This is a genomic window from Glycomyces dulcitolivorans (assembly GCF_003265355.1).
GTDB lineage: Bacteria > Actinomycetota > Actinomycetes > Mycobacteriales > Micromonosporaceae > Glycomyces > Glycomyces dulcitolivorans.
In genome coordinates this window covers 1-14,695 of sequence record NZ_QFRW01000309.1, presented here as the reverse complement: position 1 = coordinate 14,695, position 14,695 = coordinate 1, and the positions used below count along the sequence as shown (strand labels likewise).

General features: G+C 69.9%; 11 protein-coding genes and 1 pseudogene. All 12 read left to right on the top strand.

Going from position 1 to position 14,695, the window contains the following annotated elements; genetic code table 11:
• Positions 1-62 precede the first annotated feature (62 nt).
• A complete protein-coding gene (aspS, locus tag DI269_RS21865) occupies positions 63-1,850 on the top strand; it encodes an aspartate--tRNA ligase (RefSeq protein WP_112139801.1) in 1,788 nt (595 codons plus the stop codon).
• A 177-nt stretch (positions 1,851-2,027) separates the two neighbouring features.
• Entirely contained in the window at positions 2,028-3,386 is a 1,359-nt protein-coding gene (locus tag DI269_RS21860; protein ID WP_112139798.1) for a serine/threonine-protein kinase, read from the top strand.
• A 212-nt stretch (positions 3,387-3,598) separates the two neighbouring features.
• Positions 3,599-5,806 carry an immunoglobulin-like domain-containing protein gene (locus DI269_RS21855; RefSeq protein ID WP_157975152.1) on the top strand — a complete coding sequence of 736 codons (2,208 nt, stop codon included), beginning with the start codon at positions 3,599-3,601 and terminating at the stop codon, positions 5,804-5,806.
• Between the two features lie 99 nt (positions 5,807-5,905).
• On the top strand, positions 5,906-6,763 hold the full coding sequence (locus DI269_RS21850; protein WP_112139793.1) for a hypothetical protein: 858 nt from the start codon (positions 5,906-5,908) through the stop codon (positions 6,761-6,763).
• Positions 6,764-6,901: 138 nt separating this feature from the next.
• On the top strand, positions 6,902-8,302 hold the full coding sequence (locus DI269_RS21845; protein ID WP_112139838.1) for a replication-associated recombination protein A: 1,401 nt from the start codon (positions 6,902-6,904) through the stop codon (positions 8,300-8,302).
• Positions 8,292-8,858, top strand: a complete 567-nt coding sequence (locus tag DI269_RS21840) for a hypothetical protein (protein WP_112139790.1) — start codon at positions 8,292-8,294, stop codon at positions 8,856-8,858. Before DI269_RS21845 ends, DI269_RS21840 begins: the two co-directional genes overlap by 11 nt.
• A gap of 157 nt (positions 8,859-9,015) precedes the next feature.
• Complete coding sequence (locus DI269_RS21835; RefSeq protein ID WP_157975151.1) at positions 9,016-9,489, top strand: DUF948 domain-containing protein; 474 nt, start codon at positions 9,016-9,018, stop codon at positions 9,487-9,489.
• Positions 9,490-9,520: 31 nt separating this feature from the next.
• Positions 9,521-9,808, top strand: a complete 288-nt coding sequence (locus DI269_RS21830; RefSeq protein ID WP_112139786.1) for a hypothetical protein — start codon at positions 9,521-9,523, stop codon at positions 9,806-9,808.
• A 29-nt stretch (positions 9,809-9,837) separates the two neighbouring features.
• Positions 9,838-12,519, top strand: a complete 2,682-nt coding sequence (gene alaS, locus DI269_RS21825; RefSeq protein WP_112139783.1) for an alanine--tRNA ligase — start codon at positions 9,838-9,840, stop codon at positions 12,517-12,519.
• Entirely contained in the window at positions 12,519-12,998 is a 480-nt protein-coding gene (gene ruvX, locus DI269_RS21820; RefSeq protein ID WP_112139781.1) for a Holliday junction resolvase RuvX, read from the top strand. The genes alaS and ruvX overlap by 1 nt, the downstream gene beginning before the upstream one ends.
• Before the next feature lie 8 nt (positions 12,999-13,006).
• Positions 13,007-14,275 carry an endolytic transglycosylase MltG gene (locus DI269_RS21815; RefSeq protein ID WP_157975150.1) on the top strand — a complete coding sequence of 423 codons (1,269 nt, stop codon included), beginning with the start codon at positions 13,007-13,009 and terminating at the stop codon, positions 14,273-14,275.
• Positions 14,275-14,695: pseudogene (locus tag DI269_RS21810) on the top strand (shikimate dehydrogenase); the annotation flags it as partial. The gene DI269_RS21815 and the pseudogene DI269_RS21810, both read left to right, overlap by 1 nt.

Here is a 14,695-nt window from a genome sequence, read left to right as displayed (position 1 = left end):
GCGCCGTCCATCCGTGGACAGGCAGCCCCGCCGATCCAAACAAACCGAGGAGTATTGAGCCCGTGTATCGGACACACCTCGCCGGCACGCTGAGTGCCGCTGACGTCGACCAGCAAGTCACCCTCGCCGGATGGGTGGCGCGTCGCCGCGATCACGGTGGGGTGGAGTTCGTCGATCTTCGCGACGCCTCGGGCGTCGTCCAGGTCGTCTTCCGCGACTCGGAGGCCGCCAAGGCCGCCCACGAGCTGCGCAACGAGTTCTGCGTCTCCGTCACCGGCACCGTCACGCGCCGGCCCGACGGCAACGAGAACCCCGACCTGCCGACCGGCGAGATCGAGATCAACGCGACGAGCCTCGACGTGCTCTCCGAGTCCGCGCCGCTGCCGTTCCAGATCGACGACCACGTCGACGTCTCCGAGGACGTGCGCCTGCGCCACCGCTACCTCGACCTGCGCCGCTCCGGCCCCAGCCACGCGATCCGCCTGCGCTCCAAGGCTAACCACATCGCGCGCAACCTCCTCGCCGAGGACGGCTACGTCGAGGTCGAGACCCCGACGCTGACCCGCTCGACCCCCGAGGGCGCCCGCGACTTCCTCGTGCCCGTGCGCCTCCAGCCCGGCACCTGGTACGCGCTGCCGCAGTCCCCGCAGCTGTTCAAGCAGCTCCTGATGGTCGGCGGCTTCGAGAAGTACTTCCAGATCGCGCGCTGCTACCGCGACGAGGACTTCCGCGCCGACCGCCAGCCCGAGTTCACCCAGCTCGACATCGAGGCGTCCTTCGTCGACCAGGACGACATCATCGACCTGGGCGAGCGCATCGTCGCCGCCCTCTGGTCCGAGCTCGCCGACCACGAGGTCCCGCTGCCGATCCCGCGACTCCAGTGGCACGACGCCATGGACCGCTACGGCTCCGACAAGCCCGACCTGCGCTTCGGCCAGGAGCTCGTCGAGCTCACCGACTACCTGCGCGGCACCGAGTTCCGCGTCTTCGCCGGCGCGATCGAGGCCGGCGGCTACGTCGGCGCGGTCGTCATGCCCGGCGGCGCCGCCCAGACCCGCAAGGAGCTCGACGGCTGGCAGGACTGGGCCAAGGCGCGCGGCGCCAAGGGCCTCGCCTACATCACCTTCAACGCCGAGACCGGCGAGCCGAAGGGCCCCGTCGCCAAGAACCTGTCCGAGGAGCACCTCGCCGGGCTCGCCGACGCCGTCGGCGCCAAGGCCGGCGACGCGGTCTTCTTCGCCGCCGGGACCGACCGCCGCGACGCCCAGGAGCTGCTCGGCGCCGCCCGCCTCGAAGTCGGCAAGCGCACCGGCCTCATCGACCCCGACGCGTGGGCGTTCTGCTGGGTCGTCGACGCCCCCATGTTCGAGCCCACCGACGACGGCGGCTGGACCGCGATCCACCACCCGTTCACCTCGCCGAACCCCGAGTGGGTCGACAAGTTCGAGACCGACCCGGCCAAGGCGCTGACGTACGCGTACGACATCGTCCTCAACGGCAACGAGCTCGGCGGCGGGTCCATCCGTATCCACGACGCCAAGGTCCAGAGCCGCGTCTTCGACGTGCTCGGCCTGACCCGCGAGGACGCTGAGGAGAAGTTCGGCTTCCTCCTCGACGGCCTCAAGTACGGCGCCCCGCCGCACGGCGGCATCGCCCTCGGCTGGGACCGCGTCTGCATGATGCTCGCCAAGTCCGACTCGATCCGCGACGTCATCGCGTTCCCGAAGGCCGGCGGCGGCGTCGACCCGCTGACCTCGGCCCCGACGCCGATCACGCCCGAGCAGCGCGCCGAGGCGGGCATCGACTTCGTTCCCGAACCGGAAGCGGGTACCGACCCCGTTGCCTCTTAGCCCTACGATGACGTAGTGCGCGGCCCGAGCCACGGCTCGGGCCGCCCTCGTTTGATGTTCCCGGCTGCCCCTCAGCATCTTCCGATGGCAGGAGTCCTGTAGGCGGTGGCCGTGGTGTGATTACGGCTGATATATGTAACATCCGGCCGACGCAGGAGTAAGAGGAGCGGGTTCGACGTGCAGAGCGGGACCTCGGTGGCGGGGCGCTACCGATTGGACGAACGGCTGGCCGCGGGCGGCATGGGGGAGGTCTGGAAGGGCACCGACACCCGCCTGGGCCGCACCGTCGCGATCAAGATCTTGCACGCCGGCCTGTCCAACAGCGACAAGTTCCGCACCCGCTTCCAGCTCGAAGCCCGCGCCGTCGCCGCACTCCAGTCGCCCGGCATCGTCGCCCTCTACGACTACGGCGAGGAGACGACCGACGAGGACGGCCTCGTCTCCTACCTGGTCATGGAGCTCGTCCGCGGCCGCTCCCTCGCCGAGATCCTCAAGGACCGCGGCCCGCTCCCGCCCGCCGAGGTCATGCAGATCGTCTCCGCCGCGGCCGACGCCCTGGAGACCGCGCACCGGCACGACATCATCCACCGCGACATCAAGCCCGCGAACCTCCTCGTCGACGAGGAGACCGGCGCGGCCAAGATCGTCGACTTCGGCATCTCCGCCGCCCGCGGCGCCTCCGGCCTCACCGAGACCGGCACCGTCATGGGCACCCTCGCGTACGCCTCGCCCGAGCAGCTCAACGGCGCCGAGCTGACCGGCGCCAGCGACCTCTACTCGCTCGGCATCGTCGCCTACGAGGCCCTCATGGGCCGCCCGCCGTTCGTCTCCGACACGCCCGTCGCGGTCATGAACGGCCACATGACCCAGGCCCCGCCGCCGCTGTCCCGCGACATCCCGCCCGGGATCGCCCAGGTCGTGCTCCAGTCGCTCCAGAAGGACCCGCGCGCCCGCTACGCCTCGGCCGCCGACATGGCCCGCTCCGCGCGCGAAGGCCGCGTCGTCACCGGCGGCATCCCCGTCGGCGGCTCGACCCCGCCCGACGGGCAGCAGACCCAGTACTTCGGCTCCGACCAGACCGCCCTCATCGGCGGCGTGGCCGGCGCCGGCGGCGACACCGCCGCCCAGCCCACCGGGCAGCTCGGCCAGCCCGAGGAGAAGAAGAACGCGTCCCTGTGGTTCATCATCATCGGCATCATCTTGGCGCTGGCCCTCATCGGCGGCCTGATCTGGTGGATCAACCTGAACAACGACGACCCCGGCAACATCATCGACAACTCGACCACCCAGAGCGAGTCGCCCACGGAGTCGGAGGATCCCACGACCGAGGAGCCGTCCACCGAAGAGGAAACGGGCGACTGGAACCCGACAACCGAGGAGGAGACTTCGGAGGAGGAGAGCGAATCGCCCTCTGAGTCTCCGGACGAGTCTCCGACCGAGACGCAGACCGAGACCGAGTCGGAATCTCCCAGCGAAGAGCCATCGGACACTTCGACACCCAGCGAACCGGCTGAGGAGTCGACCGGCACCATGTGAGCTCACGAGGTTTGCGGCCCGCGGATTCGATCCGCGGGCCGTTTCGCGTTCCCGGCCGCGGAGCCGCGAGATCCACCGAGATCGAGCGGAATTCGTGATATTCGAATGTTCATCGATGTCGATTTTTGCGATACGCTTTCCCGACCCCGGCATGGTTACCGATCACTCAGCTCCCCACCTGTGCGATCGGCCGAGTGAAGATAGGTTGGACAGTGAAGTCTCAGCGCCTCTTGGGAACCCTCGTCGCCGCGATTGCGGTCGCGGTCCCGGCCGTTCCGGCGGTCGCGGCGACCGCCGACGCGCCCCTCCTCTGGTACGAATTCGACGAGGCCTCCGGCCAGACCGTCGCCGACTCCTCCGGCAACGGCCGCACCGGCACCCTCAACGGCGGCACCTGGACCGACGAGGGCCTGGCCCTCGACGGCGTCGACGACTACGTCGACCTCCCCGACGACCTCCTCGCCGGACTCGACGCGATCACCGTCACCGCCGAGGTCTACATCGAGACCGACCAGGCCAGCCCGTACTTCATCTACGGCCTCGGCAACACCAGCGGCTCCTGGGGGAGCGGCTACCTCTTCGCCACCGGCAACGGCTACCGCACCGCGATCTCCACCTGCCACTGGACCTGCGAGCAGAACACCGGCTCCGGCTCGGACCTCGCCCGCGGCACCTGGAACCACCTCGCCTACACCCTCGCCGACGGCACCGCGGTCCTCTACCTCAACGGCCAGGAGGTCGCCCGCAACGAGGCCGTCACCACCACCCCCGGCGACATCGGCGCCGGGACCACGGTCGCCAACTACCTCGGCCGCTCCCTCTACTCCGGCGACCGGTACCTCCACGGCCGCTTCGCCGACTTCCGGATCTACGACGGCGCGCTGGCCGCCGCCGACATCGGCGGTCTCGCGGCCCACCTCAGCGCCGAGAAGGCCGCCGAGGACGCCGCCGCGATCGACCTCGGCGACACGAGCGCCGTCACCGCCGACCTCGACCTCCCCGGCCAAGGCGCGAACGGCTCCCGGATCACCTGGGCCTCAAGCGATCCCGAGGTCGTCGCCGTCGACGGCACCGTCACCCGCCCGGACATGGACGACCCCGACGCGTCGGTCACCCTCACGGCAACCGTTATCCTCGGGACCGTGCAGCAGCAACGCGACTTCACCGCCACCGTCCTCGCCGAGTACGACGACGAAGAGGCGGTCGCCCTCGACGCCGCCGCGGTCCTCATCCCGAACCTGGACGACGTGCGGTCCTCGATCTTCCTGCCCACCGCGGGCGCCAACGGCTCGACCATCACCTGGAAGTCCAACAAGCCCAACGTCATCTCCACGGACGGCATCGTCAACCGCGACGAACCGGGCGGCCGCACCTACAAGGTCAAGCTCACCGCCACCGTCACCCGCGGCTGCGAGAAGGAGAAGCTCAGCTTCACCGCCGTCGTTCCGCCGCTGCCCGCCGAAGCCGACTACACCGGCTACCTCTTCACCTACTTCACCGGCGAAGGCACCCCCACCGGCGAGCAGGTCTACGGCGCCCTCAGCGACGGGAACGACCCCCTCGCCTTCACCGAACTGAACCGTGACTCCAACGGCACCGCGCAGCCGATCCTCACCTCCGACCAGGGCGAGCAGGGCGTCCGCGACCCGTTCCTCATCCGCTCGCCCGAAGGCGACCGCTTCTTCCTCATCGCCACCGACCTCAAGATCAACGGCAACGGCGACTGGAACCGCGCGCAGCGCCACGGCAGCCTCTCCATCATGGTCTGGGAGTCCGACGACCTCGTGAACTGGAGCGAGGGCCGCCTCGTCCAGGTCTCGCCCGAGACCGCCGGCGCCACCTGGGCGCCCGAGGCCTACTGGGACCCCGCGCAGAACGCCTACGTCGTCTTCTGGGCCTCGCCCCTCTTCAGCACCGACGACCACTCCGAGGGCTTCTACCACCGCATGATGTACGCGACGACCCGCGACTTCGTCCACTTCTCCGAAGCGCAGGTCTGGGTCGACCAGGGCTACTCCACGATCGACTCCACCATGATCGAGGACGGCGGCACCTACTACCGCTTCACCAAGGACGAGCGCTCCAACTCCTCCTCGACGCCCTGCGGGAAGTTCATCCTCGCCGAGACCGCGACCTCCCTCGCCGCCGACGCCGACTGGTCCTTCCTCGCCGACTGCATCGGCTCCGGCGCCATGAGCGCCGGCGAGGGACCGCTCGTCTTCAAGTCCAACACGGAAGACAAGTGGTACCTGTTCATCGACGAGTTCGGCGGACGCGGCTACATCCCGTTCGAAACGACCGACCTCGCCTCCGGCGAATGGACCCCGGTCGCCGACTACGACCTGCCCGCCAGTCCGCGCCACGGCACCGTTATCCCGGTCACTGCCGCCGAATACGAACGGCTGCAAACGGCCTGGTAACGAACTGGTCATGTGACGGTCTCCGTACCCCACGGTGTGGAGGCCGTCCTTTATGCTCGGAATCGGAACTCAGAATCCCCCGACCCCAGGAGCACACCCATGCACTCCCGCACCTCCGTCCGCATCACCGGCGCCCTGGCCGTCGCCGCCTTCGGCCTCGGCCTCGCCGCCTGCGGTGACAGCGCGGACAACACCACCTCCGGCGGCTCCGGCGACGGCGACAACGCCGCCGCCCTGACCCCGCAGGAGGCCGTCGCGGCCGCCTTCCAGGGCCTCTCGGACGACTCCTACAAGATGGAGTCGACCATGACGCTCAACGGCGCCGACTTCGTCACCATGACCACCGTCGTCGACGGCGAGAACGCCGAGTCCACCGGCGACGTCCTCATGAGCGCCATGGCCGAGGCCTCCGGCGAGGAGATCGACCCGAGCATGGCCGCCCTCTTCGGCGACATGCACACCCAGACCATCGTCATCGGCGAGACCGCCTACATCCAGATCTCCGGCGGCATGTTCGACGGCCTCACCGAGGAGTACGGCGAGGACGTCTGGTTCACCACGGACATCACCGAAGGCGAGATGGGCGACGTCTACTCCCAGTTCGGCGGCATGGACCTCGCCTCCCAGACCGAGATGATGCTCTCCAGCCTGGAGAACGTCGAGGAGACCGGCGACAACACCTACACCGGCACCCTCGCCGCCGACTCCGAGGCGCTGGCCGCCTTCACCGAGGGCGCGACGGCCGCCGACACGGCCGCCCTGGAGTCCATCGAGGTCACCGTGGCGCTCGACGGCGACGGCCTGCTGAAGTCGATGACCATGACGCTGCCCGAGACCGACGGCATGACCATGGAGATGACCAGCGAGGTCGTCGAGATCGGCGGCTCGTACGACATCGCCGCCCCCGCCTCGGACAACCTCGTCCCGTTCGAGGAGTTCATGGGCGCGGGCTTCTAGAAGCCCGCCTGGCTCAAATACGACACGGGGCCGCCGCACCTTCCGGTGCGGCGGCCCTTCGCGTCCGCGGCGCGAGTGCTCACTGCGCCTCCTCACTTCTGCGATCCGCGCACGCGGATGGCCTACGCTGAAGGCGAGATGGACGCACCAGGCCTGTTCGAAATCGCCCAGCCGCCCGAGCCGCAGCACCCTGCGGCGCACGGAAGCGGCATCCTCGGCACCGGCGCCGCGACCGGCGACGAGCCGCTCGCCGTGCGCATGCGCCCGCGCACCCTCGACGAGCTCGTGGGCCAGGACCACCTGCTCGGCGCCGGCTCCCCGCTGCGCCAGGTCGTCGAGGGCCGCCAGCCGCTCTCGGTGATCCTGTGGGGCCCGCCCGGCTCCGGGAAGACCACGATCGCGCACCTGGTCGCCCAGTCCGGGGACCGGCGCTTCCGCGCCATGTCGGCGCTCAACTCCGGCGTCAAGGACGTGCGCGCCGCGATCGACGAGGCCCGCCGCGTGCGCCGCACCGGCGGCCCGCAGACGATCCTGTTCATCGACGAGGTCCACCGCTTCACCAAGACCCAGCAGGACTCCCTGCTCGGCGCCGTCGAGGACCGCACCATCACGCTCCTGGCCGCCACCACCGAGAACCCCTACTTCTCCGTGGTCGCCCCGCTGGTGAGCCGCTGCGTGCTCCTCACCTTGCGCGAACTCGACGCCACCGACATCGGCGAGCTCGTCGACCGCGCCGTCGCCGACGAGCGCGGCCTGAACGGCGAGGTCGTCCTGGAGCGCGAGGCCCGCGACCACCTGGTGCGCACCGCCGCCGGGGACGCCCGCAAGGCCCTCACCGCCCTCGAAGCCGCCGCGCTCTCCGTCGGCGAGGACGACGTCATCACCGTCGCCGTCGTCGAGGCCGCCATCGACACCGCCGCGGTCCGCTACGACCGGGACGGCGACGGCCACTACGACGTCGCCAGCGCCTTCATCAAGAGCCTGCGCGGGTCCGATGTGGACGCCGCGATGCACTACCTGGCGCGCATGGTCGTCGCGGGGGAGGACCCGCGGTTCATCGCCCGCCGCCTGGTGATCTTCGCGTCGGAGGACGTCGGCATGGCCGACCCGACCGCGCTCCAGACCGCGACGGCCGCGGCCACGGCCGTCGAGCGCATCGGCATGCCCGAGGCGCGCATCAACCTCGCCCAGGCCGTCGCGCACCTGGCGACCGCGCCGAAGTCGAACGCGGTCATCACCGCGATCGACGAGGCTATTTCCGATGTGCGCCAAGGGAAGATCGGGCCGGTCCCGCCGGACCTGCGCGACGCGCACTACAAGGGCTCCGCCGCGCTCGGACACGGCGTCGCGTACGTGTACCCGCACGGCGATCCGCGCGGGGTGGTCCCGCAGCGGTATGCGCCCGACGTCGTCGCCGGGCGTGACTACTACCGGCCGACCCGGCACGGCCTGGAGGCCGAGATCGGGCCGCGCCTGGAGAAGCTGCGGCGGATCGTGCGCACGGCCGACGAGGGGCGGAAGCCGGCCGATGGCGACTGACCGCCCGCCGCGGCGGGCCTCGAACCGGGTCGTCCACGCCCTGGAGGGCACCGGGGCGCGGATCGAGCGGCTGCGCATGGGCGTGGTCGCCGTGGTCGTCTCGGCGGTGCTGCTGGTCGCGGCGGTCCTGTTCCTGGGCCGCGCGGTGACGGTGGACCCGACGCGCCGGGCCGCGGACGAGCTGTCGGTGCCGCGGTGGGCGGCGGTGAGCGTCGCAGACGAGACGTACGGGAGCCGCTGGTGCCTGGGGGAGTGCCGGGTGCGGATGCGCACGTGGGAGTCCGAGGGGACCGTGGAGGACACGTCGGCGGTGTACTGGAAGGCGGTCCTGGACGCGGGCTGGGTCCCGGCCGAGGCGGGGACGTGCGTCGGGGGCGTCGGCGAGGAGGGCTGCTACGTCCGCGACGAGCTGTACCTGGAGCTGTGGGTGGTCCCGGTGGAGTGCGGGGACCGGTACGAGCTGTGCGTGGGTTCGGAGGTCACGGCGGTGGTCGCGGCCCAGGCAGCGCTGCCGCGGCTGGCCGAGGATCGCCGTGCCATCGAGGAAGCCGGGTAGCGCCCCGTTGCGCTAGATGTCCGATCCCGCAAGGTAAGGTCGGGGCTGCGCTTCGACGCGAGAACCGGGTCCATTCATCAGCCGCACCGGTCGGTCAATGCTTCAGCAAGGGGGAAGAGCTGTGCCAGGCGAGACGTTGGCAGTCGAATTCACGAACGTGAGCCTTTGGGAAGTCGCGCTGCTGATCATCGCGGTCGCGTTCTTCATCTTCAGCCTGATGCTCGCCGTGGGGCTCATCCGCAAGCTGAACGGCACGGTCGCCCGGGTCAACAGCGTGCTCGACAAGGTCGACCACGAGATCGGCCCGATCCTGCGGAACGCGAACACCACGCTCGACAACGTGAACGCCTCGCTCGTCCAGGTCGAGGGCGAGCTGGAGAAGGTCTCGGCGATCACCGGGAACGCCGCGCACATCTCCTCGAACGTCGCCAACATCACGAGCCTGGTCGTGTCGGCCGTCGGCTCCCCGCTGGTGAAGGCCGCCGCGTTCGGGTTCGGCCTGCGCTCGGCCGTGAAGAAGCGCAACCAGGGCTACGACGAGGACCAGGTCCGCCGCATGGTCGACGCGTCCCGCCAGACCAAGCGCGAGACCAAGCGGGCCGCGAAGGCCCGCCGCCGCGCAGCGAAGTGACGATCGTCGGAAAACGGATTGAGGGGTCCCCGTGCTGAAGCGGATGATCTGGGTAGGCATCGGCGTCGTGGTCGGCGTCGTCGTGGTCCGCAAGCTGACCAAGGCCGCGGAGTCGGTCACTCCGGGCGGGGTCGCCGAGCGGATCGGCGATGCCGGTGCTGGAATGAGGGAATCGCTCAAATCGTTCTGGGCCGACGTCTCCGAGGCCAAGCAGGCCAAGGAGGCCGAGCTGTACGAGGCGATCGAGCGCGGCGAGGACATCTCGCCGCTCCTCACCGAAGAAGAAGACGACGACCAGGCCGCGGGCCGGTTGTTCTAGTAGTCGCGAGACCTTGAAGGAGGTGCCCCATGGAGACCGCTGAAATCCAACGCCGATTTCTGAAGTTCTTCGAGTCCAACGGCCATACGGTGGTCCCCAGCGCACCGCTGCCGGCGATCGAGGACCCGAACCTGCTGTTCGTCCCCGCCGGCATGGTCCCGTTCGTGCCCTACTTCCTGGGACAGGCGACGCCGGACTGGAGCACCGCCACGTCGGTGCAGAAGTGCATCCGCACGCCCGACATCGACGAGGTCGGCAAGACCTCGCGCCACGGCACGTTCTTCCAGATGAACGGCAACTTCTCCTTCGGGGACTACTTCAAGGAGCAGGCGATCCGCTACGCCTGGGACCTGACCACCGGCTCGGTCGAGTCCGGCGGCCTGGGCCTGGACGGCGACAAGATCTGGGCCACGGTCTACCTCGACGACGACGAGGCGATCGACATCTGGCACAAGCAGATCGGGCTCCCGCTGGACCGGATCGTGCGCCGCGGCCAGGCCGACAACATGTGGTCGATGGGCATCCCGGGGCCGTGCGGCCCCTGCTCGGAGCTGTACTACGACCGCGGGCCCGACTACGGACCCGAGGGCGGCCCCGAGGTCGACGAGGACCGCTACCTGGAGTTCTGGAACCTCGTGTTCATGCAGAACATCCGCGGCGGCGGCCCCGCGAAAGAGGGCTACGAGATCACCGGCGACCTGCCGAAGAAGAACATCGACACCGGCATGGGCATGGAGCGCATGGCCGCCCTGCTCCAGGGCGTCGACAACATGTACGAGATCGACCAGGTCCGCCCGCTCATCGACAAGGCGTCCGAGCTGACCGGGAAGCGCTACGGCGTCTCGACCTCGCGGACCGCCTCCGAGTCGCACCCGGACGACGTGCGCTTCCGTGTCATCGCCGACCACGTGCGTTCGGCGCTCATGCTCATCGGCGACGGCGTCGTGCCCTCGAACGAGGGCCGCGGCTACGTGCTGCGCCGCATCATGCGCCGCGCGATCCGCGCCGTGCGCCTGCTCGGCTACGACAAGCCCGCGCTGCCCGAGCTGCTGCCGGTCGCGCGCGACTGCATGAGCGCGTCCTACCCCGAGCTCGCGAAGGACTTCGAGCGGATCTCCTCCTACGCCTACGGCGAGGAGGAGGCGTTCCTGAAGACCCTCAAGCACGGCACGACCATCCTCGACACCGCGGTCACCGAGACCAAGACCGAGGGCGGCAAGACCCTCTCCGGTTCCAAGGCGTTCGAGCTGCACGACACGTACGGCTTCCCGATCGACCTGACCCTGGAGATGGCCGAGGAGCAGGGCCTCTCTGTCGACCAGGAGGGCTTCCGCCAGCTCATGACCGAGCAGCGGCAGCGCGCGAAGGCCGACGCGGCGGCGCGCAAGACCGGGCACGCGGACCTGTCCGCGTACTGGCAGCTCCTCCAGGAGCAGGGCCCGACCGACTGGAAGGCGTACGAGACCCTCGAAACGGAGTCCCGCGTCGTCGGCCTCCTCTCCGAGGGGCGGCCGGTCCCGGTCGCGAAGGCCGGGCAGATCGTCGAGGTCGTGCTCGACCGGACCCCGTTCTACGCGGAGTCCGGCGGCCAGCACGCCGACGCCGGCAAGCTCGTCGGCCCGAACCTCTTCGCCGAGGTCGTCGACGTGCAGCGCCCGGTCAAGAAGCTCGTGGTCCACCAGGTCCGCGTCCTCGAAGGCGAACTCGTCCTCGACGGCTTGGTCGAAGCGACCGTCGACTCGGAGTGGCGCCTCGGCGCCCGCCAGGCGCACTCGGGCACCCACGTGGTGCACGCGGCCCTGCGCGAGGTGCTCGGCCCGACCGCGCTCCAGTCCGGTTCGTTCAACCGGCCCGGCTACCTGCGCCTGGACTTCTCGTGGCGCGCGAAGCTCTCGGACGAGACGAAGAGCGAGATCGAAGAGGTCTCGAACAAGGCCGTCCGCGACGACCTCCCGGTCGCCGTCAAGTACATGAGCCTCCCCGAGGCCAAGGACTTCGGCGCGGTCGCGCTGTTCGGCGAGACCTACGACGAGACCGTCCGCGTCGTCGAGATCGGCGGCCCCTGGTCGCGCGAGCTCTGCGGCGGCACGCACGTGTCGCACTCGGCCCAGATCGGCCCGCTCGTCCTCACCGGCGAGTCCTCGGTCGGCTCGGGCCAGCGCCGCGTCGAGGCCGCGACGGGCATGGAGGCGTACCGCTACCTCGCCCGCGAACGGGACCTCGTCTCGCAGATCGCCGACGAGATCGGCGCCCAGCGGGGCGACGTGCTGGAGCGCGTCCGCGCGATCCTCCAGCGCTCCAAGGACGCCGAGCGCGAGCTCGCCGGCCTCCAGGCGAAGCTGGTCTCCGGCCGCGCGGCCGAGTTCGCGCAGAACGCGAAGCAGGTCGGCGCCGTCAAGGTCGCCGCGGTCCAGGCGCCCGAGGGCACCAAGGGCGGCGACGTCCGCGACCTCGCGCTGAAGATCCGCGACGCGCTCGCCGACGGCGAGCCCGGCGTGGCCGCGGTCGTGGCGACCGCCGGCGGCAAGGCCAGCATCGTCGTCGCGGCGAACGCGGCGGCGAAGGCGCAGCACGTGTCCGCGGCGGCCCTCGTCAAGGCCGCGCTGTCGGGCAAGGGCGGCGGCAACGACGACATCGCCCAGGGCGGCGGCGTCCCCGCCGACCAGGCCCCGCAGCTCCTCGACGCGGTCGTCAACGCGATCAGCGCCTGATGGCAGACGCAACGTCCGGCCCCGCGTCCATCGAATGGACGCGGGGCCGCCGTCTCGGCATCGACCTCGGCAAGGCCCGCATCGGCGTCGCCGTGTGCGATCCGGACGGGCTCCTCGCCACCCCGGTCGCGACGGTTCGTCGCGATCTCAAAACCGCTGGTGAGAACATTCCGGCCGATATTCAAGAAATCGCCGAAACGGCCCGGGAATACGATGTGGTCGAAATCGTCGTCGGCCTACCGGTTACTCTTTCGGGTGAGGAGGGGCCGGCAGCCGCCCACACCCGAGCCTGGGTGGAACGGTTCGCCGACCATGTCTCACCAACGCCGGTGACCCTGACCGACGAGCGCATGACCACCGCCGTCGCCACCCGCCGCCTCAACGAAGGCGGGGTGCGAGGCAAGCGGAAGCGCTCCATCGTCGACCAGGCGGCCGCGGTCGAGATCCTCCAGACATGGTTGGACCGGCGGCGGAGGTAGAGGACAGGATGCTCGGCGACTTCAGGACCGAGGACGACCGTTCGGCGGCGCCCAGGAGCCACCGGCGCAAGGACTCCGGCAAGTCACTGATCGCCATGACCCTGGTCGTCGCCCTGTTCGGCGTCATCGGTGTCGGCGGCTGGTGGGCGTACAACAACGTCATCAAGGACTACTTCGTCGCCGAGGACTTCACCGGCGACGGCAACGGCAACCAGGTCATGATCACCGTCGAGGACGGCTGGACCGTCGCCGACATCGCGGATGAGCTCGCGGGTCAGGGCGTGGTCGCCTCCGCCAAGGCGTTCATCAACGCCTCCTCGGACGACGGCGACTCCGGCACCAGCATCCAGGTGGGCTCCTACGCCATGGAGGAGGAGATGTCCGCCGCCTCCGCGCTGGCATTCATGACCGACCCGGCCAACCTCACCCTCGACCACGTGGTCGTCCCCGAGGGCAAGCGCTCGTTCGAGGTCTACGAGATCCTCTCCGCCTACACCGGCGTCCCGATCGAGGACTTCGAGGCCGCCGCCGCCGACCCGGAGGCGCTCGGCGTCGACCCGATCTGGTTCGAAGGCTTCTCCGACCGGCAGGTCAAGTCCGTCGAGGGCTTCCTGTTCCCCTCCGCGTACGAGTTCGACGAGACGTGGACCGCCGCCGCCATGCTCACCGAGATGGTCAAGCGCTTCAACGAGACCATCGAGGAGATCGGCTTCCTCGACAAGCTCGCGAGCATCGAGGACCCCGACCCGGACTACGACCCGGGCGCCATGGAGAACCAGACCTTCTACCCGCCCACGAACGGCGAGTTCAAGATCTACCCGTGGATGGCCCTCCAGATCGCCTCGATCGTCCAGTCCGAGTCCGGCATCGCCACCGACGACCCGAAGATCGCCCAGGTCATGTACAACAAGATGTACCTGAACCCGTACGACCACAACCAGACCAACTGCAACTGCTTCGAGTCCGAGGCGATCTGGAACTACGGGCGCCTCATCTCCGGCGAGGACGCGATCACCTCCGGCGAGGACATCGACTGGGGCTCGGTCATGCGCGACCCCGACAACCCGTGGTCGCCCAGTGCCCCCGAGCATGCCGGGTACCTGCCCAGCGCCATCTCGAACCCCGGCGCGGCCGCGCTCGAATCGGCCGTCGCCCCCGAGGCGAACGACTACCTGTTCTTCGTGACCGCCTACGACGACGGGTCCGCGCTGTTCGCCGAGACCTACGAGGAGCACCAGGCGAACATCGAGGTCGCCGAGGAGAACGGCATCCAGTGATGAAGGCAGCCGTCCTCGGCAAGCCCATCGGGCACTCGCTCTCGCCGGTCGTCCACAACGCGGGCTTCGCCGCCGCGGGCCTGACCGACTGGACCTACACGCGCCACGAATGCGACGAGACCGGCCTCGCCGCGTTCGTCGACGGCCTCGACGCGACCTGGGCCGGGCTCTCGCTCACCATGCCGCTCAAGGAGGTCGCCCTCGACGTCGCCACGGAGACCACCCCCGTGGCCGAGGCCATCGGCGCCGCCAACACGCTCGTCCTCCGCGGCGGCCGCCGCCTCGCCGACAACACCGACGCGCCCGGGATCGTCGACGCGCTCGCCGAGATCGGCATGAAGGACGCCGAGCACGTCGCCGTCCTCGGCGCCGGCGGCTCCGCGCGCGCCGCGCTCGCCGCCGCCCAGCGGCTCGGCGCGG

Bases quoted from the DNA above. Each gene is read 5' to 3' on its own strand.
- DI269_RS21845 (WP_112139838.1), top strand. From the start codon at position 6,902: ATGGACGCACCAGGCCTGTTCGAAATCGCCCAGCCGCCCGAGCCGCAG.
- alaS (WP_112139783.1), top strand. From the start codon at position 9,838: ATGGAGACCGCTGAAATCCAACGCCGATTTCTGAAGTTCTTCGAGTCC.
- DI269_RS21815 (WP_157975150.1), top strand. From the start codon at position 13,007: ATGCTCGGCGACTTCAGGACCGAGGACGACCGTTCGGCGGCGCCCAGG.
- ruvX (WP_112139781.1), top strand. From the start codon at position 12,519: ATGGCAGACGCAACGTCCGGCCCCGCGTCCATCGAATGGACGCGGGGC.
- DI269_RS21840 (WP_112139790.1), top strand. From the start codon at position 8,292: ATGGCGACTGACCGCCCGCCGCGGCGGGCCTCGAACCGGGTCGTCCAC.
- DI269_RS21850 (WP_112139793.1), top strand. From the start codon at position 5,906: ATGCACTCCCGCACCTCCGTCCGCATCACCGGCGCCCTGGCCGTCGCC.